At 71.6% G+C, this 23,635-nt stretch carries 16 protein-coding genes; 3 read left to right on the forward strand and 13 right to left on the reverse strand.

Annotated features, from left to right (window positions below):
• Positions 1-212: 212 nt before the first annotated feature.
• The 3 genes from obgE to B7C62_09615 all read right to left on the reverse strand — a co-directional run bounded on the left by obgE (position 213) and on the right by B7C62_09615 (position 2,401).
• Positions 213-1,649: a GTPase ObgE gene (obgE, locus tag B7C62_09605; protein ID ARF72495.1), complete on the reverse strand. Its 1,437-nt coding sequence runs from the start codon at positions 1,647-1,649 to the stop codon at positions 213-215.
• Positions 1,650-1,808: 159 nt separating this feature from the next.
• Positions 1,809-2,066, reverse strand: a complete 258-nt coding sequence (locus B7C62_09610; GenBank protein ID ARF72496.1) for a 50S ribosomal protein L27 — start codon at positions 2,064-2,066, stop codon at positions 1,809-1,811.
• A gap of 14 nt (positions 2,067-2,080) precedes the next feature.
• Complete coding sequence (locus B7C62_09615; GenBank protein ID ARF72497.1) at positions 2,081-2,401, reverse strand: 50S ribosomal protein L21; 321 nt, start codon at positions 2,399-2,401, stop codon at positions 2,081-2,083.
• Between the two features lie 1,102 nt (positions 2,402-3,503).
• On the opposite strand from B7C62_09615, the gene B7C62_09620 reads away from it, so the two are divergent.
• The 3 genes from B7C62_09620 to B7C62_09630 all read left to right on the forward strand — a co-directional run bounded on the left by B7C62_09620 (position 3,504) and on the right by B7C62_09630 (position 6,529).
• Positions 3,504-4,106, forward strand: coding sequence for an N-acetyltransferase (locus B7C62_09620; GenBank protein ID ARF72498.1), 603 nt, complete (start codon positions 3,504-3,506; stop codon positions 4,104-4,106).
• A gap of 105 nt (positions 4,107-4,211) precedes the next feature.
• The gene (locus tag B7C62_09625; protein ARF72499.1) at positions 4,212-5,438 is read left to right on the forward strand and encodes an acyltransferase; all 1,227 of its coding nucleotides are present in this window, start codon (positions 4,212-4,214) and stop codon (positions 5,436-5,438) included.
• Positions 5,435-6,529 carry a UDP-N-acetylglucosamine 2-epimerase (non-hydrolyzing) gene (locus B7C62_09630; GenBank protein ID ARF72500.1) on the forward strand — a complete coding sequence of 365 codons (1,095 nt, stop codon included), beginning with the start codon at positions 5,435-5,437 and terminating at the stop codon, positions 6,527-6,529. The genes B7C62_09625 and B7C62_09630 overlap by 4 nt, the downstream gene beginning before the upstream one ends.
• A gap of 100 nt (positions 6,530-6,629) precedes the next feature.
• On the opposite strand, the gene B7C62_09635 is transcribed toward B7C62_09630, so the two are convergent.
• The 10 genes from B7C62_09635 to B7C62_09680 all read right to left on the reverse strand — a co-directional run bounded on the left by B7C62_09635 (position 6,630) and on the right by B7C62_09680 (position 23,603).
• On the reverse strand, positions 6,630-8,186 hold the full coding sequence (locus B7C62_09635) for a hypothetical protein (protein ARF72501.1): 1,557 nt from the start codon (positions 8,184-8,186) through the stop codon (positions 6,630-6,632).
• Between the two features lie 28 nt (positions 8,187-8,214).
• Complete coding sequence (locus tag B7C62_09640) at positions 8,215-9,498, reverse strand: nucleotide sugar dehydrogenase (protein ID ARF72502.1); 1,284 nt, start codon at positions 9,496-9,498, stop codon at positions 8,215-8,217.
• 9 nt (positions 9,499-9,507) lie between these two features.
• Positions 9,508-11,124: a glycosyl transferase gene (locus B7C62_09645; GenBank protein ID ARF72503.1), complete on the reverse strand. Its 1,617-nt coding sequence runs from the start codon at positions 11,122-11,124 to the stop codon at positions 9,508-9,510.
• Positions 11,121-12,146, reverse strand: a complete 1,026-nt coding sequence (locus B7C62_09650; protein ARF72504.1) for a dehydrogenase — start codon at positions 12,144-12,146, stop codon at positions 11,121-11,123. Before B7C62_09650 ends, B7C62_09645 begins: the two co-directional genes overlap by 4 nt.
• Positions 12,143-13,261 (reverse strand): aminotransferase DegT, encoded by a 1,119-nt coding sequence (locus B7C62_09655; GenBank protein ID ARF72505.1) that lies wholly within the window; start codon positions 13,259-13,261, stop codon positions 12,143-12,145. The genes B7C62_09650 and B7C62_09655 overlap by 4 nt, the downstream gene beginning before the upstream one ends.
• A gap of 332 nt (positions 13,262-13,593) precedes the next feature.
• Positions 13,594-17,823 (reverse strand): ribonuclease E/G, encoded by a 4,230-nt coding sequence (locus B7C62_09660; GenBank protein ID ARF72506.1) that lies wholly within the window; start codon positions 17,821-17,823, stop codon positions 13,594-13,596.
• Between the two features lie 232 nt (positions 17,824-18,055).
• Positions 18,056-18,835 (reverse strand): radical SAM protein, encoded by a 780-nt coding sequence (locus B7C62_09665; GenBank protein ARF72507.1) that lies wholly within the window; start codon positions 18,833-18,835, stop codon positions 18,056-18,058.
• Between the two features lie 124 nt (positions 18,836-18,959).
• Entirely contained in the window at positions 18,960-20,021 is a 1,062-nt protein-coding gene (locus B7C62_09670; protein ID ARF72508.1) for a hypothetical protein, read from the reverse strand.
• A 74-nt stretch (positions 20,022-20,095) separates the two neighbouring features.
• Positions 20,096-22,024, reverse strand: a complete 1,929-nt coding sequence (locus tag B7C62_09675; GenBank protein ID ARF72509.1) for a B12-binding domain-containing radical SAM protein — start codon at positions 22,022-22,024, stop codon at positions 20,096-20,098.
• Between the two features lie 52 nt (positions 22,025-22,076).
• Positions 22,077-23,603 carry a metal-binding protein gene (locus tag B7C62_09680; GenBank protein ID ARF72510.1) on the reverse strand — a complete coding sequence of 509 codons (1,527 nt, stop codon included), beginning with the start codon at positions 23,601-23,603 and terminating at the stop codon, positions 22,077-22,079.
• Between the last annotated feature and the right edge of the window lie 32 nt (positions 23,604-23,635).

Consider the following 23,635-nt stretch of genomic DNA (forward strand, 5'->3'; position numbering starts at 1 on the left):
ACCCGCAGTTCACCGTCTGGCCAGGGAGGTTGGGCGGTGCGGCGCCGGTACGCGGGGTGACCGAATCCACAGAGACGTTGCGTAATCGGCACATCCGCAGCACGTGCACCCGGTGTGACCGGCCGGAACGGCCGCTGCCCGGCCCGAGGCTACCGGACGGCCGGCTCCATGTGGAGCCGGGCGGTCCGGTCCGGGCGCCCTCGGGCCCCTCCCTAGAAGGGGTCGAACTCGTCGTACGCCTTCTCCGCGTCGTCGCGCTGGGCGTCGCGTTCCCGGCGGCGCTGGGCGGCGGGGCGCGGCTCCTCCAGGCGGTGGTCCTCGCCGCGCCGGCCGAGCATCTCGGCACCGGCGCTGACGGTCGGCTCCCAGTCGAAGACGACCGCGTTGTCCTCGGGCCCGATGGCGACCCCGTCACCGGCCCGCGCACCGGCCTTGACCAGCTCGTCCTCGACGCCGAGGCGGTTGAGCCGGTCCGCGAGGTAGCCGACGGCCTCGTCGTTGTTGAAGTCGGTCTGGCGCACCCAGCGCTCGGGCTTCTCGCCCCGTACGCGGTAGAGGCCCTCGCCCTCCGCGGTGACCGTGAAGCCCGCGTCGTCCACGGCCTTGGGGCGGATGACGATCCGGGTCGCCTCCTCCTTCGGCTTGGTGGCGCGCGCCTCCGCGATGATCCCGGCGAGCGCGAAGCTCAGCTCCTTGAGGCCCTTGTGCGCGATGGCGGAGACCTCGAAGACCTGGTAGCCGCGGGCCTCCAGGTCGGGGCGGATCATGTCGGCGAGGTCCTGGCCGTCGGGGATGTCGACCTTGTTCAGGGCGACGATGCGGGGCCGGTCGTCCAGGCCGCCGTACTGGCGCAGCTCCTCCTCGATGATGTCGAGGTCGGAGACGGGGTCGCGGTCGGACTCCAGCGTCGCGGTGTCCAGGACGTGTACGAGCACCGAGCAGCGCTCGACGTGGCGCAGGAACTCCAGGCCGAGGCCCTTGCCCTGGCTGGCGCCGGGGATGAGGCCCGGGACGTCGGCGATGGTGTAGACGGTCGAGCCCGCGGTGACGACGCCGAGGTTCGGGACGAGCGTGGTGAAGGGGTAGTCCGCGATCTTCGGCTTGGCGGCGGAGAGGACCGAGATCAGCGAGGACTTGCCCGCGCTCGGGTATCCCACGAGGGCCACGTCGGCGACGGTCTTGAGCTCCAGGACGATGTCCCGGCTCTCCCCCGGCTCACCGAGCAGCGCGAACCCGGGGGCCTTGCGGCGGGCGGAGGCCAGCGCCGCGTTGCCGAGGCCGCCGCGACCGCCCTGACCGGCGACGAAGGTGGTGCCCTGGCCGACGAGGTCGGCGAGCACGTTCCCGGCCTTGTCGAGGACGACGGTGCCGTCGGGGACGGGCAGGACCAGGTCCTGGCCGTCCTTGCCGGAACGGTTGTCACCGGCGCCGGGCTGGCCGTTGGTGGCCTTGCGGTGGGGGCTGTGGTGGTAGTCCAGCAGCGTGGTCACGGACTGCTCGACGACGAGGATCACATCGCCGCCCCGTCCGCCGTTGCCCCCGTCGGGGCCGCCCAGCGGCTTGAACTTCTCACGGTGTACGGAGGCGCAGCCGTGGCCTCCGTTACCCGCGGCGGCATGCAGCTCGACGCGGTCCACGAAGGTGGTCATGGTGGGTGCCTCCAGATAACAGGTGCAGGTACAGCGGAAAAAGCGGAATTGTCTCTGTCGTAACACGCCGAGGGCGGACCCGCTTCCCCGTTCGCCGGGAAAGCTGAGATCCGCCCTCGGAAGGTGCTGTGTGCCGTTCTGCGCGCGCTGAGGAAGAACTCAGACGGCGAGCGGAACGATGTTCACGACCTTGCGGCCGCGGTGCGTACCGAACTCCACCGCACCGGCGGTCAGCGCGAACAGCGTGTCGTCGCCGCCACGGCCGACGCCCGTGCCCGGGTGGAAGTGGGTGCCGCGCTGGCGGACCAGGATCTCACCGGCGTTGACGGCCTGACCGCCGAAGCGCTTCACGCCGAGCCGCTGAGCATTGGAATCGCGCCCGTTCCGAGTGGACGATGCGCCCTTCTTGTGTGCCATGTGTTCTCAGTCCCTTACTTCGCAGCCGCGGGGATACCGGTGACCTTGATCGCCGTGTACTGCTGGCGGTGACCCTGGCGACGGCGGTAGCCGGTCTTGTTCTTGTAGCGAAGGATGTCGATCTTCGCGCCCTTGTGGTGGTCCACGACCTCGGCCGTGACCTTGATGCCGTCCAGCACCCACGGGTCGCTGGTGACCGAGTCACCGTCGACAACGAGCAGGGTCGAGAGCTCGACCGTGTCGCCAACCTTGGCAGTGGAAATCTTGTCAACCTCAACGATGTCGCCGACAGCAACCTTGTGCTGGCGACCACCGCTGCGCACGATGGCGTACACGCGGATCTCTCTCTCGCTCGGAACGGGTCCCCTGATGCCAGCCGCTCGCACGGGCCGGAGCCCGGGACGATCCGGAAGGATGAGCGGCCTCTCCTGGCGGACGGCGCGAACACCGACCGTGACCGGGAGGGATGTGCTCAGGGGCAGGTGTGCATGGAAAACACACCGAGGGTCAAGGTTACGGGGCGGGGGTGTGGGGGTCAAACCGGGGTGGAGTGCCGCCGCGACCGGGCCCTTCAGCTACCCGAAGGGGCCGCCGCGGAGGCGGCCGGGACTCCTCGGCCCGCCGACAACTACCCGGGAATCCAGTAATTGGCCATGAGGGTCTCACTGGGATTCTCATTCACGCCGTTCATGTAAAGCTCACCCCAGCCGTAATTATTTCCGACCTTGCCCGATGAGCTTTTCCCGTAGCAGGCGGTGAGCGCACCCGCCGAAAGGTTGCTGTCGTGGCAGTAGGCGAACGTGTTCGGGTTCCAGCCCGCATGCACACGCCCGTATATTTCAATGTCCACGCTGGCGTTGTTCCTCACCAGCATGACCGGCTGCATGTTCTTTCCGCTTCCACGGATGATGCAGGTCTGAAAGATGACGTTCTTCGACTTCCAGTGATTCGTCGTGGGGCCGCATGTGTAATCTGACGTGGGCACCCACTTCTGCCAGAAGGGCCATGCGGCGGCCGGAGTCACCGTCAACAGCGAGGCTGCTGCGACAACACCGGCTACAGTCGCGGCTCGGACCATTCGACGCGGAACCATTGATATCCCCCTGTGAAGTTCGCGGTCACTCGACCTGCCGGGATACTACACAGAAATCTCGAGGGCTCACCTGAATCAATCCCGCAAATGCCGCATAATCTACTTTTCTTGCGAGATAATCGACGTCGCTCTCCAGCCGATCGAAAAAACGGCAGGCCCGGTGGATGCTCTCCACAGCAGCGTCCGAGCACTGCGGAGGACAAAATAAGGCGCATACCGGGATCTGCACGGACCACGCCGCCGGCAGAAGTCCGGCCGTCTTGCGGAGTCGACCGGGGAACTGGCCCTTCACGTGGATGCCCTAGGATTTCCCAACGATCCGTTCCCCATGGAAGGCGCAGAGCGTGAACTACAGGGTCCAGCCCACCGCCCAGGTCGACGAGACCGCCGAGATCGGCGCGGGCAGCAGCGTCTGGGAGCTGGCGCAGATCCGTGAGGGGGCGAGGCTCGGCGAGGGCTGCGTCGTGGGCCGGGGCGCGTACGTCGGTACCGGGGTCCGCATCGGCAACAACGTCAAGCTGCAGAATTACGCCCTCGTCTACGAGCCCGCCGAGCTCGGCGACGGCGTCTTCGTCGGCCCCGCGGTCGTCCTCACCAACGACCACAACCCGCGCTCGGTGGACCCCGAGGGCAAGCAGAAGCGCGGCGGCGACTGGGAGGCCGTGGGCGTCCAGGTCGCCGAGGGCGCGTCGCTCGGCGCCCGGTCCGTCTGTGTGGCCCCGGTGCGGATCGGCCGGTGGGCGATGGTCGCGGCGGGCGCGGTGGTGACCAAGGATGTCCCCGACTTCGCCCTGGTCGTCGGCGTACCGGCCCGGCAGATCGGCTGGGTGGGCCACAGCGGCGTACGCCTGGTGGCCCGCGAGGGGGAGCCAGGCGGGTGGGAGTGCCCGCAGAGCGGTGCCGTGTACGAGGAGAAGGACGGCGCCCTCACCGAGCGGGCGGGCTGACGCCATGACCGTACGACGGGACTCCACCGCCACGCTCGTGACGCCGCTCCCCCCGAAGCTTCTGAGCCGACAGCTCATACGCCGGCTCAGAGAAGCCAGAGAAGGATGAGGACGACGCCGATGGCGAAGGGCCCCCTGCCGGAGGCCGGGCACTCGCGGCTGGACTCCCTTACCGGACTGCGTTTCTGGGCGGCGCTGGCCGTCGTGTTCTACCACCTGTCGCGGCAGGGCGGTGAGCTCCCCTGGATCAGCGATATCACCTGGTACGGGCGGAGCGGGGTGACCTTCTTCTTCATCCTCTCCGGGTTCGTGCTGGCGTGGACGTACGACGGCAAGTCCGTGCCGGTCGTCGTCTTCCTCTGGCGCCGGTTCGCCCGGATCTGGCCGCTGCTCGCCGTCTCGACGGTGGCCTCCATCGCCGTGTGGCGGGCCCTCGGCACCGACATATCGCTGCGGGGCACCGCCGCCACCCTGGCCCTGGTGAACGCCTGGGTGCCCGAACGCCCGTATCTCGTGGGCGGGAACCCCGCCGCCTGGTCCCTCAGCGACGAGGCATGGTTCTACCTGCTCTTCCCTCTTCTCATGGCGCTGCCGCTGATGCGGAGCTCCCGGGGCCGCGTGGGCATCGCCGTCTTCGTGTGCGTCGCCTCCGTGGGCGTCTGGCTGAGCAGCTCCCTGATCAGCGATTCGCTGGTGCGGCTGTGGGCCATGGACTACTTCCCGCCGACCCGGACGCTCCAGTTCGTCCTGGGCGTCGCCGCCGGGCTGGCCGTCAAGCGGGGCTGGCGACCGCCGGTCGGGCTGCGCGCCGCCGTCGTACTGGTCGTGGCCTGGCACCTGGTGCTGATCCCGTGGTCGGACGCCGTACCCGACACCCTCTGGTACAGCCCCTACACCGCTTCCCAGCTGCTCGCCGCACCGTTCTTCGCGCTCCTGGTCGCGGCGGCGGCGGCCGCCGATGTCGAACGGCGCCGGACCGGCCTCTCCGGGCCCGGCATGGTCAGGCTCGGCCAGTGGTCGTTCGCCTGGTACCTGTTCCACGAGATCGTGCTCAGGGCCCTGCTGGGCACCTTCGGCAAACCGGTGGGGCTGCTCGACACCGCCACCCTCTGGGGCGCCACGCTGGTGCTGAGTCTGGCGCTGGCCGCGATTGCTTACCATGGCGTGGAACATCCGCTCGAACGGCTGCTCCGTCGCCGTGGCCCTGGTGGGACCACTCCCGGCGCTCCTGCGGAACAGACCGGGGCGCAGGAGCCCGCGGTCCCGCAGCCGAGCATGCGAAGCCCCTACCCATCTCATCGTCGGACGACCCAGAAGAAGAGCGTGCAATGAAAGTCATCAGCATCGTCGGTGCCCGTCCCCAGCTGGTGAAGCTGGCCGCCGTGGCGGCGGCATTCGCCCAGACCGAGCACCAGCACGTGATCGTCCACACCGGGCAGCACTACGATGCGGACCTCTCGGACGTCTTCTTCTCCGGTCTCGGCATCCCCGACCCGGACGTGCACCTCGGTGTCGGTTCCGGGAGCCACGGGGTGCAGACCGGGTCGGTGCTCTCCGCGCTCGACCCCGTGCTCGACGCGGAGCAGCCCGACTGGGTCCTGGTCTACGGCGACACCAACTCCACGATCGCCGGGGCGCTCTCGGCCGTGAAGCAGCACCTTCCGGTCGCGCACCTCGAAGCGGGGCTGCGGTCGTTCAACCGGCGGATGCCCGAGGAGCACAACCGGGTGCTGACCGACCACTGCGCCGATCTGCTGCTGGCGCCGACCGAGGAGGCCATGCGCCACCTCGCCAACGAGGGGCTCGCCGAGCGGTCCGAGCTGGCCGGCGATGTGATGGTGGACATCTGCCTGCGGATCAGGGACGCCGTGCTGGCCGGGGAGCACCCCGCTCCGGCGCTGCCCGAGGGCATCGACCCCACCCAGCCGTTCCTGCTGGCGACCCTGCACCGCCCGGACAACACGGACGACCCGGAGCGGCTGTCCGCCATTATCGGGGCGCTGGCCGCGCTGCCGGTGCCGGTGGCGCTGCTGGCGCACCCCCGGCTCATCGCCCGGGCCCAGCAGCACGGCATCGAGCTGGCACAGGGCTCCGTCCACGTGGGCCGACCGCTGCCGTACGCCGGGCTCGTCGCCGCCGTCCTGGCCTCGTCCGGGGTGGTGACGGACTCCGGCGGGCTCCAGAAGGAGGCGTACCTGCTGGACCGGGTCTGCACGACGGTCCGGCCGGAGACCGAGTGGGTCGAGACCCTCGAGGACGGCTGGAACCACCTCGTCCCGGACCCGCACACGATGGCTCCCGCCGACTGGTCGGCGCTGGCCACCCGCCCCGCCCCCGAGGCCCCGCACGGGGCTCCGTACGGCGACGGCACGGCCGCCCAGCGCGTCGTGAAGCTCATGGAGCAGGCCATGCGCCGCGCCTGACGCCGTGAAACCGCCGAAGGGCTCATCCGCCGTCGCGGGTGAGCCCTTCGGTGTTCGGGGAAGTCCCCGGGCCGGCCGGGGAGACCGGCCGGCGCGGTGATCAGCCGAGGTGCTTCAGGAGTCGCTCGTACAGGGCGACGTACTTCTCCGCCTGCGCCTCCCAGCTCCACTCGTCGAGCATGCCGGGCTGGTCGTAGGCGGCGGTGTAGCGGTCCCGGTCGTTGAGGACCATCCCGACGGCCCGCGCCAGGTCCTTGCTGTCCTCGGAGCGGAAGACCTCGCCGTTGCCGACCCGGGTGACCTCGTCCGACATCGCCTTGACGTCGCTGACGACCACGGGGAGCCGCGCCTGCATGAACTCGAAGAACTTCGTGCTCAGCGCGACCTCGTGGTTGACCGGGCCCTTGCGCAGCGGGTGGATACCGACGTCCGCGGTGGACAGGAACCGCACCAGCACGTCGTACGGGACGTACGGCATGAGGTGAATCCGGTCCGTGACCCCGAGCTCTCCGGCGAGCGCCCGCAGGGAGTTGACGTAGTCGCCGTCCAGGTTGTTGATCATGAACGCGGCGTGCACGTCGGGCGTGTGCTGGAGCGACTCCACGATGGTGTGGAGGCACCGCTGGGGTGCCGCCCCGCCGCAGTAGACCACCAGGGGAACGTCCGGCGCCAGGCCGCACGCCTCACGGACGTCCCGCGCCCCCTCGGCCGTGGTCCAGTCCGCCCGCTCGCCCTCCTCGCCGGGCACCAGCTTGGGCGGCGCGTTGAGCGTCACCTCCGGCCGCTCGGCCAGGCCGTGCTCGGTCTCCAGCATCTCCGCGAGGGCGGGGGAGACCGTCACGATCGCGTCCACGAACCCGATGTGCTCACGCTCGTAGGCGACCTGCGAGGCCAGCCACTTCCGCGACCGCTTGGCCTGGGCCAGACCGGGCACGAACTCGTGCGCGTCGTAGATCACCTTGACGTCGCGGCCGGCCTGCCGGGCCCGGACCGCCGCACGCGCCGCGACACCGATCATCCGGAAGTCGTGGGCGTGGATCAGGTCGGGCTTGAGCTTCTCGATCTTCTCCCGGTAGCTGAGCTCGTAGCGGAGCGGCAGCGGGTCCAGGCGCCGCCAGGCGCGATCGCCCATGGCGGTGCTCCAGAAGCGGCGCTCCACCTCCTCCCAGGCCCCGTCCTGGTCGCCCCAGCTGCCCGTGCGCGCCGTCGTCTGGCGGGCGCGGACCTTGATCGTGGTGCGGCGGAGCTTCCCGGCGGCTCGCTGCGCGAGCATGGGCAGCTGCTTGGTCTGCGGCTCCTTGGAAATACCGGTGCGGGCACCGGAGGCGACCTTGTTCATCTCCAGCTCAGCCCAGATCACCTTGATGCTCTGGGTCTTGAGTATGGCCCGGTCCTGCGTCGGGTAGGACAGCGGGTAACGGAGCCGGGACAGGCGCCGCCGCAGGGTCTTGCGCGGGGGCAGCCGCCGCAGCGTCAGCCGGTGGATCTGCGCGTCGCCGATCTTGTACTTGTCGGGACCGGACGAGGGCGCCTTCCCGATGAGGTGGACCTCCCAGCCCGCCTCGGCCATGGCCCGGGCGCTCTTCTGAACGCGCGAATCACCGTCGATGGTGTTGTCGACGAGCATCACGACTCGTCCGGGTCGTCTCTCTTGCATGGTTTCCTTTTTCTCTGTAAGTGAGCGTTCAGCCACCGATGACCACGCGGCGTACGCCCGCCCACTTCGCCGGGTCCGTGGTGCGGCGGCCGTCGACCAGGACACGGACGTCCGGCAGGTCGGCGGCGGAGAGCTCGCGGTACTCGGCGTGGTCGGCCTGGAGGATCGCCGCGGTGACGGCCTGGCCCTCGTGCGGGACGAGGCCGTGGGCGGTCAGCTCCTCGGCGGTGTACATCGGGTCCGAGACGAACGGCACCGCGCCGCGCGCCTTGAGCGCCTCGACGGTCCCGAAGACACCGGAGAACGCGGTCTCCTTCACACCGCCCCGGTAGGCGGCGCCCAGCACCAGGACCCCGACGCCGTCCAGGTCGCCGTAGGCGGCGGCCAGCAGGTCGACGGCGTACGCGGGCATCGCGGCGTTGGCCTCGCGGGCCGAGCGCACGACGGTCGCCTCGGGGTCGTTCCACAGGTACATCCGCGGGTAGATCGGGATGCAGTGGCCGCCGACGGCGATGCCGGGCTGGTGGATGTGGCTGTAGGGCTGGCTGTTGCAGGCTTCGATGACCTTCTTGACGTCGATGCCGTTCTTGTCGGCGAACCGGGCGAACTGGTTGGCCAGCCCGATGTTGACGTCCCGGTAGGTGGTCTCGGCGAGCTTCGCCAGCTCGGACGCCTCCGCCGTGCCGAGGTCCCAGACCCCATTGGGGCGGGGCAGGTCGGCGCGCTCGTCGAAGTCGAGCACGGCCTCGTAGAAGGCGACACCGCGCGCGGAGGACGCCTCGTCGATGCCGCCGACGAGCTTGGGGTAGCGGCGCAGGTCGGCAAAGACCCGACCGGTGAGCACGCGCTCCGGGGAGAAGACCAGGTGGAAGTCCTCGCCCGGGGTGAGGCCGGAGCCCTCGGCCAGCATCGGCGCCCAGCGGTCACGGGTGGTGCCGACGGGCAGCGTGGTCTCGTAGCTGACCAGGGTGCCGGGCTTCAGGCCCGCCGCGATGGCCCGGGTCGCGGCGTCCATCCAGCCGAAGTCCGGGGTGCCCTCGGCGTCCACGAAGAGCGGGACGACGACCACGACGGCGTCGGACGCGGCGACCGCCGCAGTGGTGTCCGTCGTGGCGGAGAGCAGACCGGCGGCGACCGTCTCCTTGAGCTTGACATCGAGGTCGTGCTCGCCGGGGAACGGCTCCGTGGCCGCGTTGACGAGCTCGACGACCTTCTCGTTGACGTCCGCGCCGATGACCTTGTGGCCCTTGGCGGCGAACTGCACGGCGAGCGGAAGTCCGATCTTGCCGAGCGCGACTACACAGATGTTCATCGGGGTTACTTACTTCCTCTTCGACCTGGAAAGCGTTCGGCGCAGCCGTGCGCCCACGCCGGGCTTGGGTTCCCACAGGGGGGCCGTCGTGATCACGAGCCGCCCCTTGGTGTTCGGGGTCGCGGCGACCCGGTGGGGCGTGGTCCTCCCCCACCGGCGGGCCAGCGGCATCGGCAGACCTTCGGTGCGGACCGGGATCTCGTACGTGGAGCCGGCGACGTCGACGTACACGCGGACGCCGCGCTTGGCCCGGACGGCCTCGACCGGGACGCGGGCGTCCAGCAGGGTGCCGGTGCCGTCCCCGGCGGGTACGGCGGTGAACGTACCGAGCGCCTCCGGGCGCCGGGCGCCCTTGGACAGCTTGCGGGCGCCGGGCTTGTCGGCGGACTCCGGCATGGCGCCCTGGGCGAGGGCGACGTAGGCCGACGAGGTGTCACCGGCGATACCGAGGCGCAGCTTCAGGGCGAGCGTGAGCTCCTCCCCGTCCTGCTCCCACTCCGCCGACTCCAGCTTCGTACCGGCCGCGAGCCTGCCCGCGACCGTCTCGTGGGCCTCGTACCACCGCTCGTCGAGGCCGACCCCGGCGTCCCGGAAGCCCGGGTACAGCGCGAAGGCACGGTCCCCCTCCAGCAGGAAGGGCGGCGCCCCGTGCTCGGTCTCGTCCGCGATGGCGCGGGTGAGCTCCTCGACTGCGCCGCGCAGGGCGAGGCCGAAGCGCACCCGGCGCTTGACGCCCGTACCGTCGCGCAGCGCGTCCGTGAAGTACGCCTCCACCAGCGCGCCGATGCCCTCGCACACCTGGCGCCGGGTGTCGGGGTCGAGGGCGGTGAAGTCCTTCTTCAGAAGCTTGGAGAGCTCCCAGTCGAAGTGCCGCTTGAGCACGGCGTCGCGCTCGGGCCCGGCCGGGACGAGCCCCGCAGTGTGCTCCATGATGCGCGCGGTGCACCGGAGGCGGGCCAGGTGGTCCGCCCGGTAGGTGATGTTGCTCTCGTCGCCGCGCTTGACCGCGTAGTAGTACGTGTAGTCGGAGAGCACGGAGATCTTCCGGGCCCGGACGCACGCCTCGATGGTGAACGGCTGGTCGCTGCCGACGGGCAGGTCCTCGGGGAACCGCAGCCCGTGCTTCTCCACCAGTTCGCGGCGGAAGAGCTTGGTGTTGGCGAGCGTGTAGGGCAGCTCGGAGTCGTAGAGGCTGATGTCGGTCCGGTCGCCGCTGTACAGCTTCTGGTGGACGTAGCGCCCGTTGGTGCCGACCATCTTGCCGATGACCACGTCCGACTCGTTGGCGTCGGCGCAGGCGACCATCCGCTCCAGGGCCTCTTCGCCCAGGTAGTCGTCCGAGCCGATGAAGTAGACGAAACGGCCGGTCGCCAGATCGAGGGCCCGGTTGCTGGGCGCGGCGGGGCCACCGGAGTTCTCCTGGTGGATCACCGTGACCGTGCCGGGGTAGCGCTCGGCGAACCGGTCCAGCTCCCGGCCGCTGTCGTCGGTGGACCCGTCGTCCACGGCGATGACCTGGAGCCGTTCCGTACCGATGCTCTGTCCCACGAGTGAATTCAGGCACTCGGTGAGATACGGCATGGTGTTGTAAACGGCTACGACGACGGTGACATCGGGTTCGGTCAATTGGCCACCCCCTGGAGAGATTCGTCCGCGGTCCTGAGCGACACCGAGAGGCCGGTCGTCGCCGACTCGATGACGGCGGCTGCCACCTCCACCGTACGAAGGCCCTGGCGCAGGGTGCAGATATCGGCAGGCTTGCCCTGTACAGCGTCGCGGAAGAGCTCGTGCTCGACAAGCAGCGGCTCGCGCTTCGGGATCGCGTAACGGACCATGTCGCCCTCGGATACCCCGCGGAAGGCGCGCAACGCCTCCCATTCGGTGGTGACCGCGGCGTTGGAGTGGAAAGTGAGGTCGGCGGTGAGGGTGTCGGCGATGAAGCAGCCGCGCTCGCCGGTGACCGAGGTGAATCGTTCCTTGAGCGGGCTCAGCCAGTTGACCAGGTGGTTGACCATCGTGCCGTCGGAGAGCTGGCCGACGGCGGAGACCATGTCCTCGTGCGGGCGGCCGGACTTGGAGACGGTGTGCGCGGCGATCGAGGTGTACGTCTGGCCGGTGACCCAGCCCGTCAGGTCGATGTCGTGCGTGGCGAGGTCCTTGACCACGCCGACGTCCGCGATCCGGTGCGGGAAGGGCCCCTGGCGGCGGGTGACGACCTGGTAGACGTCGCCCAGCTCGCCGGCCTCCAGGCGGCTGCGCAGCGAGAGCAGGGCGGGGTTGCAGCGCTCGATGTGGCCGACGCCCGCGACCAGGTCGCGGGACTCGAACGCCTCGACGAGGCGGCGGGCGCCCTCGACGGTGTCCGCGAGCGGCTTCTCGATCAGGGCGCAGACACCGGCGTCGGCGAGCTGGAGGCCGACCTCCTCGTGCAGGCCGGTGGGGCAGGCCACTACGGCGTAGTCGATGCCGCGGGCGATGAGCTCCTCGACGGTGGAGAGGACCGGGGCGCCCTGCGCCCAGCCGTTCTTGTCGCCCATCGGGTCGACGACGCCGACCAGCTCGACGCCCTCCAGGCCCGCGAGGATACGGGCGTGGTGGCGGCCCATGGAGCCGAGGCCGATGAGCCCGGCCTTGAGTACGGCGCTCACAGGTTCTCCCCCAGCGCGTTCACGGCGGCGACGATGCGCTCCAGGTCGTTCCGGGTGAGCGAGGGGTGCACGGGCAGCGAGACGACCTCGGCCGCGGCCTTCTCGGTCTCGGGCAGCTCCCAGGTGCGGCCCGCCTTCTGGTCCGGCTCCCAGTAGGGCCTCAGCCGGTGGATCGGCGTCGGGTAGTAGACCGCGTTGCCGATGCCCGCCTCGGTGAGCTGGGCCATCGCGGCGTCCCGGTCGCCCCGGATGCGCACGGTGTACTGGTGGTAGATGTGCCGCGCGCCCTCGGCGACCGGCGGCGTGGTGACGGCCGGTGCGGTGATGTGGGCGTCGAAGTAGGCCGCGTTGGCCCGGCGCTGCTCGGTCCAGCCCTCCAGCTTGGCGAGCTGTACGCGGCCGACGGCGGCGGAGACGTCGGTCATCCGCATGTTGGCGCCGACGATCTCGTTGGCGTACCGCTGCTCCATGCCCTGGTTGCGCAGGAGGCGGAGCGTACGGGCCAGTTCGGCGTCGCCCGTGGAGACCATGCCGCCCTCGAGGGAGTGCATGTTCTTGGTCGGGTAGAAGCTGAAGGTGCCGCCCGCGCCGAACGCGCCGACCGGGGTGCCGTTCAGCGCCGCCGCGTGGGCCTGGCAGGCGTCCTCGACGATGGCCAGCCCGTGCTTCTCGGCGATCGGCACGATCCTGTCCATCGCCGCCGGGTGGCCGTAGAGGTGGACCGGCATGATCGCGGCGGTGCGCGGGGTGATCGCGGCCTCGACGGCCGCCGGGTCCAGGCCGAAGCTGCCCGGCTCGATGTCGGCGAAGACCGCGTCGGCGCCGACCAGGCGGACCGCGTTGGCGGAGGCGGCGAAGGAGAACGAGGGGACGATCACCTCGTCGCCGGGGCCGATCCCCAGCGCGAGGAGCAGCAGGTGGAGGGCCGAGGTGCCCGAGTTCACGGCGACGCAGTGCCGGCCGTCGACCAGCTGCGAGAAGCCCTCCTCGAAGGCCGCGACCTCGGGCCCCTGCACGACCCGGCCGCTGCGCAGTACGCGTACGGCGGCCTCGATCTCGTCTTCCCCGATGACCGGACGGGCAGCAGGAATCGGCTGCTCGTTGATGCTCGTCATGGACGTCCTCCTTGAACACCGCAAGAGCTCGTTACAGGGCAGAGCTCTGGGGTGCGGGACGTCTTACGAGGCCGCGCGTAACCCCACCGGCGCGATGCCGACGCCCTGCCGAGGAAACTGGTCCGGCTTCTTTGACTCACCGGGCCGGTCACCGGTTGTAGTTTCTGCGAAGAATCCTCACAGTCCAGCGACCGCCGTCACATTATCAGGGATTTCTCGTCCCATTTCGGGCCCGTTAACCGGTGCTTGCATCAGTTCAGAAACAAAGGGCGTGGCCCGCCCCGAAAGTATCGGAGCGGGCCACGGAAAATGAACGACCGATTACGGATTCGTCAGTTGCCCGACGAGTCCCCGTCGGTGGACTGCGTCGAAGCGGTTACGGAAGGCGACGACTGCTCGGCGGCGACGGTCTTCTTCGTCGCCTTCTTGGCGGCCGTCTTCGCCGTCGTCTTCTTCGCGGCGGTCTTCTTGGCGGCCGTCTTCTTGGCCACCGCCTTCTTCGCCGGAGCCTTCTTGGCGGCGGCCTTGCGGGCCGTCTTCTTCGCCGGGACCGCTTCGTCGGACGCACCAGCCTCCGGAGCCGTCGCCTGCGGGGCGTCGGCCTGCGGGGCGTCGGCCTGCGGGGCGTCGGCCTGCGGGGCGTCGGCCTCAGGTGCCTTCGCCTCGACCACGACGACCGCCGTGTCCTCCGCACCGGTGGGCGAACCCGCCGGAGCGGTGACCTTACGGGTCACCCGGCGCCGGGCACGCGGCGGAGCGGCCTCCTTGGGGGCCTCCGCCTCAGGCGCCTCGGGCGCCTCGGGCGTTTCAGGCACCTCAGGTGTCGCGGGCGTCTCCTGTACGGGAGCGGCCTCGACGACCGGGTCCTCGACGGCGACCGGCTCCGTGGCGGGCTCGGCGGGCTGCACCGGCACCGCGGGCTCGGCCTGCTTCGGCGAACCCGCCGGGGCGGACGCCTTCCGGGTGGCGCGACGGCGCGTACGGCCCTGGGGCGCGGCCTCGGGGACCTCGGCGGCCTCCTGGGCCACCGGAGCCTCAGCAGCAACCGGAACCTCCGGAGCCTGCGGCTCGGGCGTGTCGGCAACCGGCTCCGGCTCCGCCTCAACGACCGGAGCGGACGCCTCCGCCACCGGAGCCTCGGCCTTCGGCGCACCGGCCGGGGCCGACGCCTTGCGGGACGCCCTGCGGCGGCCACGGCGCGAGGCAGCCGCCTCGGCCTCGGCCGGGCTGCTGTAGAACTCCTCGTCGGCGGTGACCTCGGGCTCCACCGCCACCGGGGCGGCGACCTCGGCGGCCAGTTCGGCCTCCGTCTCCGCAGGCTCGACGGCCGTGTGGTCCTCGTGCTCGTGGTCCTGGCCCGCACCGCCCCGGCGCTTCTTGGACTTCTTGCCGCCACCGCCGCCACCGGCGGACGTCGGCTGCTCCATGTGGACGATCACACCGCGCCCGTTGCAGTGGACGCAGGTCTCGGAGAAGGACTCCAGCAGCCCCTGGCCCACCCGCTTGCGGGTCATCTGGACCAGGCCCAGCGAGGTGACCTCGGCCACCTGGTGCTTGGTGCGGTCGCGGCCCAGGCACTCCAGGAGGCGGCGCAGGACGAGGTCCCGGTTGGACTCCAGCACCATGTCGATGAAGTCGACCACGACGATGCCGCCGAGGTCGCGCAGCCGCAGCTGGCGCACGATCTCCTCGGCCGCCTCCAGGTTGTTCCTGGTGACGGTCTCCTCCAGGTTGCCGCCCTGGCCGGTGAACTTGCCGGTGTTGACGTCGACCACGACCATCGCCTCGGTCTTGTCGATCACCAGCGAACCGCCGCTGGGCAGGTAGACCTTGCGGTCCAGCGCCTTCATCAGCTGCTCGTCGATGCGGTACGTCGCGAAGACGTCGACCTCGGAGGTCCAGCGGGAGAGCCGCTCGGTGAGGTCGGGCGCGACGTGCGAGACGTAACCGTGGATGGTCTCCCAGGCGTCGTCACCGCTGACGATGACCTTGGAGAAGTCCTCGTTGAAGATGTCGCGGACGACCCGGACGGTCATGTCCGGCTCGCCGTAGAGCAGCGTCGGCGCGTTGGAGCCGCTGGTGCCCTTCGCCTTCTTCTGGATGTCCTCCCACTGCTGCTGGAGCCGCTCGACGTCACGGCGCAGCTCGTCCTCGCTGGCGCCCTCGGCGGCGGTGCGCACGATGACGCCCGCGTCCTCGGGGACGATCTTCTTGAGGATCGTCTTGAGGCGGGAGCGCTCGGTGTCGGGGAGCTTGCGGCTGATCCCGGTCATCGAGCCCTCGGGCACGTACACCAGGTAGCGGCCGGGCAGGGAGACCTGGCTCGTCAGACGGGCGCCCTTGTGGCCGATCGGGTCCTTGGTCACCTGGACCAGGACGGACTGGCCGGACTTGAGCGCGGTCTCGATGCGGCGCGGCCCGTGGGCCATGCCGAGCGCCTCGAAGTTGACCTCACCGGCGTACAGGACGGCGTTGCGGCCCTTGCCGATGTCGACGAAGGCGGCCTCCATGGAGGGCAGGACGTTCTGCACCTTGCCCAGGTAGACGTTGCCGACGTAGCTGGTGGCCTGCTCCTTGTTGACGTAGTGCTCGACGAGCACGTTGTCCTCGAGGACGCCGATCTGGGTGCGCTCGCCGCTCTGGCGGACGACCATCACGCGCTCGACGGCCTCGCGGCGGGCGAGGAACTCGGCCTCGGTGATGATCGGGACGCGGCGGCGGCCCTGCTCGCGGCCCTCGCGGCGGCGCTGCTTCTTGGCCTCCATACGGGTCGAGCCCTTGATGGACTGGACCTCGTCGAAGCCGGTGCCCGGCTCGCGCTCCTCCTTCTTGCGGGGCTCGCGGACCTTGACGACCGTACGCTCCGGGTCGTCCGTGCCGTTGTCGGTCTCGGCCGCACCCTCGCCGCTGCGGCGACGGCGACGGCGGCGACGACGGCTGCTGCTCGAACCGGAGGCGGCGGAGTCGTTGTCGCCGTCGTCCTCCTCGTCGGCCTCCTGGGCCGGAGCCTCGGCCTCGGCGCGGGACGGCACGGGCGCCTCGTCGGCGTGCTGCTGCTCGGCCTCGTCCGTGTCACTGGCCTCGCCACGGCGGCGACGGCGGCCACCGCGACGGCGGCGGCGCGAGGGGCGGTCGCCGTACTCGTCGGTGTCCTCGCCCTCGTGCTCGTCCGCCTCGGCCTCGGGGGCCTCATCGGCGGGCTCCTCCACCGGGGCGGCGGGCGCGGCGGTCTGCTCGGGCTCGGCGGCCTCACCACGGCGGCGGCGACGGCGGCGCGAGCCGCCCTGCGGCGCGGCCTCGGCGGGTGCGGTGCTCTGGGCGGCCTCGGCGGGCTGCTGCTCCTCGGCCTCCTCGACCTCGTCGTACGGGGAGGAGGAACCGGCCGCGGCAGCGGCGGCGGCCGCCGTCTCGGGGGTCTGGAACATCGGCTCGGCGAAGACCGGGGCCTGGAACACGGCGACGGCGGGGCGCGCGGCGCGGCGGCCCTTGCGGCTCGGCTCCTCGGCCCGGGCGGTGAACTCGGGGGTCCCGGCGGCAGCGGTGGCCCGGCGGCGCTGGCGTCCGCGCGGGGCGGCCTCCTCGACCTCCTCCACCTCGGCCGCGAGCTCCTCGGCGACGGCGGCGGGCAGGCTCTCACCGGCCCCGGCGGGCTCCTCCACGGCGGCCGGCTCGGTGACCTGCGGGGCACCGGCCGGGGCGCTGGCCTTACGGGAGGCACGGCGACGGCCGCGCGGGGCCGGGGCCTCCTCGGCGGGCTCGGAAGAAGGCTCCACCGCGGGCTCGTTCACAGCTTCCGTAGCAGCGGCCTGCGGGGCACCGGCCGGGGCGGAGGCACGACGGCGGGTACGGCCGCGCGGGGCTTCGGCGGCGGGCGCGGCGGCCTCGGGGATCTCGACCTTGACGACCGTCTCCTCGGGGTCGGCGGACGCGACCGGCTCGACGATCACAGCGGCCTCGGCGGCCTGCGGCGCACCGGCGGGCGCGGTGGCCTTACGGGAGACGCGGCGGCGGCGCGGGGCCGGGGGCTCGGGGGCGGCCTCGGGCTCGACGGCCTCGGCCACCGGCTCCTCGTCCTCCTCCGCCTCGGCGAGGGGCTCGGCCGGGGTCTCGACAACCGCCACGGCCTCGGCGGCCTGCGGGGCACCGGCCGGAGCCGTCGCCTTGCGGACCGCGCGGCGGCGGGTGCGGGGCGCCGGAGCCTCCTCGGCCGGGGCTTCCTCAGCGGCGGCCTCGGTCGCGGCGGCCACCGGAGCGGCGGCCTCGGCGACCACCTCGGCGCTCTCCGGAGCGCCTGCGGGCGCGGTCGCCTTGCGCACGGCGCGGCGGCGTGTACGGGCGGGCGGCGCGGTCTCCGCGACAGGCTCGGGCGCGGCGGCCGGGGTCTCCACGGCGGCGGTCCCGCCGGCCGGTGCGGCGGTGTCCTCGGCGGCGGGGGTCACAGCGCCCCCGGGCGGGCCCGCCGGGCGGGAGGCGGCGCGGCGCCTGCGGCGCGGCGGCAGCTTGTCCCCGGGGGTGTTCTCTTCGTTGTTCCCGTGCGGAACGGGCTCGTTCGACTGAGGCATGCGGGCGGTTCTCCCGTCGTGCTCCCGGGCGCCGCGTCTGTGTCCGGTCCGGCACGGTCCGCAGGGGTGCGGGACCGCTCGTCCGGGGCGCGGGCGCCGCACGGGAGCTGATGTCTGGCTCGCCGGTTCCGTACGCGGTGTTGCGGACGGCCTGGCGAAAGTCTTATTTGGGTCAGTGCGCGGCCCGACCCAGGTGGCTCCCGAGTCGGAGGGCTGCGCTACAACGACCGCCCTACGCGGAACCTGCACCTTCCGGCGCCGTCGCGACGGCTGCTGCGACCGCGGGATGTGCGGTCGGGGCGGCCTCGCGGTCGGGCGCGAGCGGGTCGGTCACCGTGCCGGACTCCTCGTCGAAGAGCCCCTGCGCCAGCCTCGTCACCGCGGCGGGGACGGGCGGCGCCAGGTCGGCCACAGCGCGGAGACCGGACAGGACGTCGTCGGGTCGCACGGCAGGTGTCACGTGCCGAACAACCAGCCGCAGTATCGCACAGGGCCTGTCCCCCGGCCTATCAGCCGGTGGATCAAGGGCCTCCAGACCGGCGACGGCGGCACGGGCGTCGAAGGTCCGGATGCCGTTCTTCGCCTTGCGCTGGACCTCGACGGCCTCGGCGGCGTTGAACGCGGCCACGGCCGTGCGGGCCTCGTCGGGGTCGACGCCGTCCAGGCGCAGCTCCCAGACGGAGGCGGTCAGCCGCTCGGCGAGGCCGGAGGTGCGGGCCTCCACCGCGTCGGTGATGTCGAGACCGTCCGGCAGCGAGTTGTCGAGCAGCTCGCGCAGGAGGTCGGGGTCGCGCGCCTCGGTGAGGGCGATCTCCAGGAACTCGGCCTCGCTGCCCGTGCCGGTGGGGGCGGCATTGGCGTAGGAGACCTTGGGGTGCGGGGTGAAGCCCGCCGAGTACGCCATCGGCACCTCGGAGCGGCGCAGTGCCCGCTCGAAGGCCCGCTGGAAGTCGCGGTGACTGGTGAACCGGAGGCGGCCGCGCTTGGTGTAGCGCAAACGGATGCGCTGCACTGCCGGTGCGGGCGGCGGGCCTTCGGGCTGTCGCTTGCCCAGTGGTTCTTCTCCTCGGTGCGGGGCGGGCGCCGGGGAGCGCCGCCCACGAAATACGGGGTGGTCCCCGGGGTGCCGCTCCGGCTCACGCCCGCTTGACGAGTTTCTCGCCAGGCAGGGAGGTCTCGGACGCCTGCGCCGCGCTGGGGACAGTCGTTGTACTACCCAGAGTACGCGCAGGCACCCCCCGCGGTTCCCCGGACCGCGCCCTGCCCGTCCCTCCGGTCAGGGCGTGCCAGGCGTCGCGGCGGGCCTGCCGCACGGTTTCCCGGGCGGTGGCGAGGGCTGAGCGGGCGGCCCGGCCCGCCTCGGCGGCGGCGCGTCGGGCCGGGGCCCACAGGGCGTCCCGGACGACGTGGCCGACCGGGACGCACACCGTGCGGTAGGCCCAGGCCGCCGGTACGCCGATCAGGTGCCGGAAGAGCCAGGCGATGCCCCGGCCCACCGCCCGCGAGAGGTATCCGGCGATCCGCCAGGCGACCTCGGCGGCCTCCGCGATCTCCCGGCCGACCGGGGCGAGGACGGCCCCGTACAGCCACACCAGCGGCACGACCACGCCGTACCGCACCGCCGGGACGAGGACGTACCGCCACAGGCCCACGACCGGGCGGACGAGCAGCATGGTGAAGAGCCAGGCCGGCCCGGCCACCAGAGCGAGGGCCGCCGGGACCAGGACGGCCGTGCCGAGCAGGCGCAGCGCGTGGCCCAGCGGGGTGAGGGCGGCCCCGTACAGCCACACCGCCGGGGCCGCGATGCCGTAGCGCGCCACCGGGACCAGCACGTACCGCCACAGGGCGGTGGCGAGCCAGAGGGCGGCACGGCCCAGCGGGGTGAGGACCGAGGTGTACAGCCACCTCAGGGGGATCAGCACCAGGGTGGCGATGAGCCACCCCACCGCCCGGCCGGTACCGCCGAACAGCCACTCCAGGCCCCGCCCCAGCGCACCGGCCGCCGCCGCCAGCGCCCGCCGGACCGGGGGCAGCACGGACCGGTCGAGGGCGTGCCATCCGGCGGCGAGCAGGTCCCAGACCATGCGGACCGGCAGGACCACGACCAGCACCACGACGCGCACCGGAATCCTGATCGCCCGGGTGAGGGCGGTCTCGGACGCGTACCGGTCCCGTGGCTGGTTCTCGCTGTCGTCCATGCCACGGAAGACGCGGCGGGCCCGGTCCGTGGTTGCCGGACCGGGCCCGCCGAAACGTCAGGAAGGGAACGTGACTACTTGTTCACCACGCTCAGCGGCAGCAGCTTCTTGCCGGTCGGGCCGATCTGGATGTCCAGGTCGAGCTGCGGGCAGACACCGCAGTCGAAGCAGGGGGTCCAGCGGCAGTCCTCGACCTCGGTCTCGTCCAGCGCGTCCTGCCAGTCCTCCCAGAGCCATTCCTTGTCCAGGCCGGAGTCCAGGTGGTCCCAGGGCAGGACCTCCTCGTAGGTGCGCTCGCGGGTGGTGTACCAGTCGACGTCGACGCCGTACTCGGGGAGCGTCTTGTCCGCGCAGGTCATCCAGAGGTCGTAACTGAAGTGCTCGCGCCAGCCGTCGAACCGGCCGCCCGACTCGTAGACCGCGCGGATGACGGAGCCGACGCGCCGGTCGCCGCGCGAGAGCAGGCCCTCGACCACACCGGGCTTGCCGTCGTGGTAGCGGAAGCCGATGGAGCGGCCGTACTTCTTGTCGCCGCGGATCTTGTCCCGGAGCTTCTTCAGCCGGGCGTCGGTCTCCTCGGCGCTCAGCTGCGGGGCCCACTGGAAGGGGGTGTGCGGCTTGGGCACGAAGCCGCCGATGGAGACCGTGCAGCGGATGTCGTTCTGGCCGGAGACCTCGCGGCCCTTGGCGATGACGTTGACCGCCATGTCACCGATCTGGAGGACGTCCTCGTCGGTCTCGGTGGGCAGGCCGCACATGAAGTACAGCTTCACCTGGCGCCAGCCGTTGCCGTACGCGGTGGCCACCGTCCGGATCAGGTCCTCCTCCGAGACCATCTTGTTGATGACCTTGCGCATCCGCTCGGAACCGCCTTCGGGGGCGAAGGTGAGGCCGGAGCGGCGGCCGTTGCGGGTGAGCTCGTTGGCCAGGTCCACGTTGAACGCGTCGACGCGGGTGGAGGGCAGCGAGAGGCCGACCTTGTCCTCGGTGTAGCGGTCCGCGAGCCCCTTGGCGATGTCACCGATCTCGCTGTGGTCGGCGGAGGAGAGCGAGAGCAGGCCGACCTCCTCGAAGCCGGTCGCCTTGAGCCCCTTGTCGACCATCTCGCCGATGCCGGTGATGCTTCGCTCCCGCACGGGGCGCGTGATCATGCCGGCCTGGCAGAAACGGCAGCCGCGGGTGCAGCCGCGGAAGATCTCCACGGACATCCGCTCGTGCACGGTCTCCGCGAGCGGGACGAGGGGCTGCTTGGGGTAGGGCCACTCGTCGAGGTCCATGACGGTGTGCTTGGAGACGCGCCACGGCACACCGGACCGGTTGGGCACGACACGCCCGATGCGGCCGTCGGGGAGGTACTCCACGTCGTAGAAGCGCGGGACATAGACGCCACCGGTCTTGGAGAGCCGGAACAGCACCTCGTCACGGCCGCCGGGGCGGCCCTCGGCCTTCCACGCGCGGATGATCTCGGTGATCTCCAGGACGGCCTGCTCGCCGTCGCCGATGACCGCGCAGTCGATGAAGTCCGCGATCGGCTCGGGGTTGAAGGCCGCGTGGCCGCCCGCGAGGACGATCGGGTGGTCCACCGTGCGGTCCTTGGACTCCAGCGGGATGCCCGCCAGGTCCAGGGCGGTGAGCATGTTGGTGTAGCCGAGCTCGGTGGAGAAGCTGAGCCCGAAGACGTCGAACGCGCCGACGGGGCGGTGGCTGTCCACGGTGAACTGCGGCACGTTGTGCTCGCGCATCAGCTCTTCGAGGTCCGGCCAGACGCTGTACGTGCGCTCCGCGAGGACGCCCTCGCGCTCGTTGAGTACCTCGTAGAGGATCATGACGCCCTGGTTGGGCAGCCCGACCTCGTAGGCGTCGGGGTACATCAGGGTCCAGCGGACGTCACAGCTGTCCCAGTCCTTGACGGTGGAGTTCAGCTCACCGCCGACGTACTGGATGGGCTTCTGCACATGCGGGAGCAGAGCTTCGAGCTGTGGGAAGACCGATGCGGCAGACATCTCGCGAACCTTCGTGAGCCGGCAGGGGTGACCATCCAGCGTACCCCGCGTCTCAGTGCTTCAGATCCGCCCGCAGTACGGGATCGGAGGCGCGCTCCCAGACCTCGGGCAGCTCGCGCTCCCGCCGGTCGGCCGTCGCCTCCTCGTGTCCGTACAGGAGTCCCCAGGTGAACGCGGTCTCCCCGGCCGCGTGGGACTGGACGGCGAGGGTGCGCAGGGCCTCGCGGGCGACCACGCTGTCCTGGTGGTCGCCCAGGAGGGACTGCACGGCCTTCACCCGCTTGGCGAACCGCTTGGCGGGCTTTCCGAGGGCGGGGCGGGCGGCCTCGCCCGCGTACCGGGTGCGCTTGGCGGCCTTGCGGGCCTCGTGCATCGCCTCGTCCCGCCCGGGTCCGGGCGGCTGCTCCAGGGCGTGGTCCATGCGGCGCGCGAGCTTCCTGTAGTCCTTGAGCACCGCGCGGGGCAGGGCCTTTCCGGGGGCGCGGGAGGCGGCGGAGCGCAGCGGCGGGTCGGCGCTCAGCGCGTCCAGGGTGTCCAGCAGATCGAGGTAGCGCTTCCCGTCCAGTACGTCGATGATCCGGCGGCGCGATCCGGTGCGGCGGGCGGCCGACCAGACCTGGAGCCGACCGCGTACGGGCCCGAGGACCAGGGTGCCGGGGAGCCCCTCGATCCGGGTGGACAGCCGCTCGTCCAGGACCTCCTGGTCACGGTCGACGCCCAGCTCACCGGCGAGCCACTTCAGCTCGCTGCCGACGGGGTCGGTGGCCCCGCGGTCCAGGATCGCGCGGTACGTCTTGAAGGCGCTGCGCAGCCGCCGGGTCGCCACGCGCATCTTGTGCACGGAGTCGGGCAGGTCGCGGCGGACGGCGGGGTCGAGGTCGACGATGGTGCGGATCTGCTTGCGTACGTAGGCGAGGACGTGGTCCCCGGCGGTCTGCGGGGCCTCCTTCCTCCGCCCCTTCTCCTCGCGTACGGGGGTGGTCTCCGCCAGCGCCCTGGCCAGCTTCGACCCGGACTCCGAGGGGCGCACCCCGGCCTTGCGCAGCCGTTTCCCGACCGCGTCCAGGAAGGCGGGGTCGCCGTCGTCGGCGAGCTCGACCTCGATCTCGGTCCAGGTGGCGGTGGTGCCGGTCCCCTCCCCCGCCAGCCGTTCGGCGCAGACCGTGTCGACGCTGACCTCGGCGAGGAGGGCGCCGTCGGGGTCCGTGAGGTGCTGGAGGGCACGGGAGGAGAGCAGCCGGACCACGGGGGCGGGCTCGTCGTGGCGGAGGCGGGAGCGGAGCAGGGCGGCGAAGGAGCGCGGGAGGGTGTCGCTCAGGGGTTCGTGGAGCTCGTCCCGGATGCCGGTGGCGACGGGGAACTTCAGGTGCCAGCCCTCGTCGTCCCCGCCGGTCCTGCGGCGGAGGGTGAGGGAGTCGGCGGCGAGGCGGAGGCCGGCGGTGTCGTAGTAGACGGCGTCCAGCTCCACCACGCCCCGGTCCTCGACCCGGCCGACCCCGGCCACCCGGCTCAGGTCGGGCAGCCGGGCGGCGTCGGTGGCCTCGTACTTCCGCTCGATCTCGCGCTTGGTGTCCGCCATGTACGGACACCTACCCGCGCGGGCCCGGTTCA

The sequence above is a fragment of the Kitasatospora albolonga genome (genome assembly GCA_002082585.1).
Taxonomy (GTDB): domain Bacteria; phylum Actinomycetota; class Actinomycetes; order Streptomycetales; family Streptomycetaceae; genus Streptomyces; species Streptomyces stephensoniae.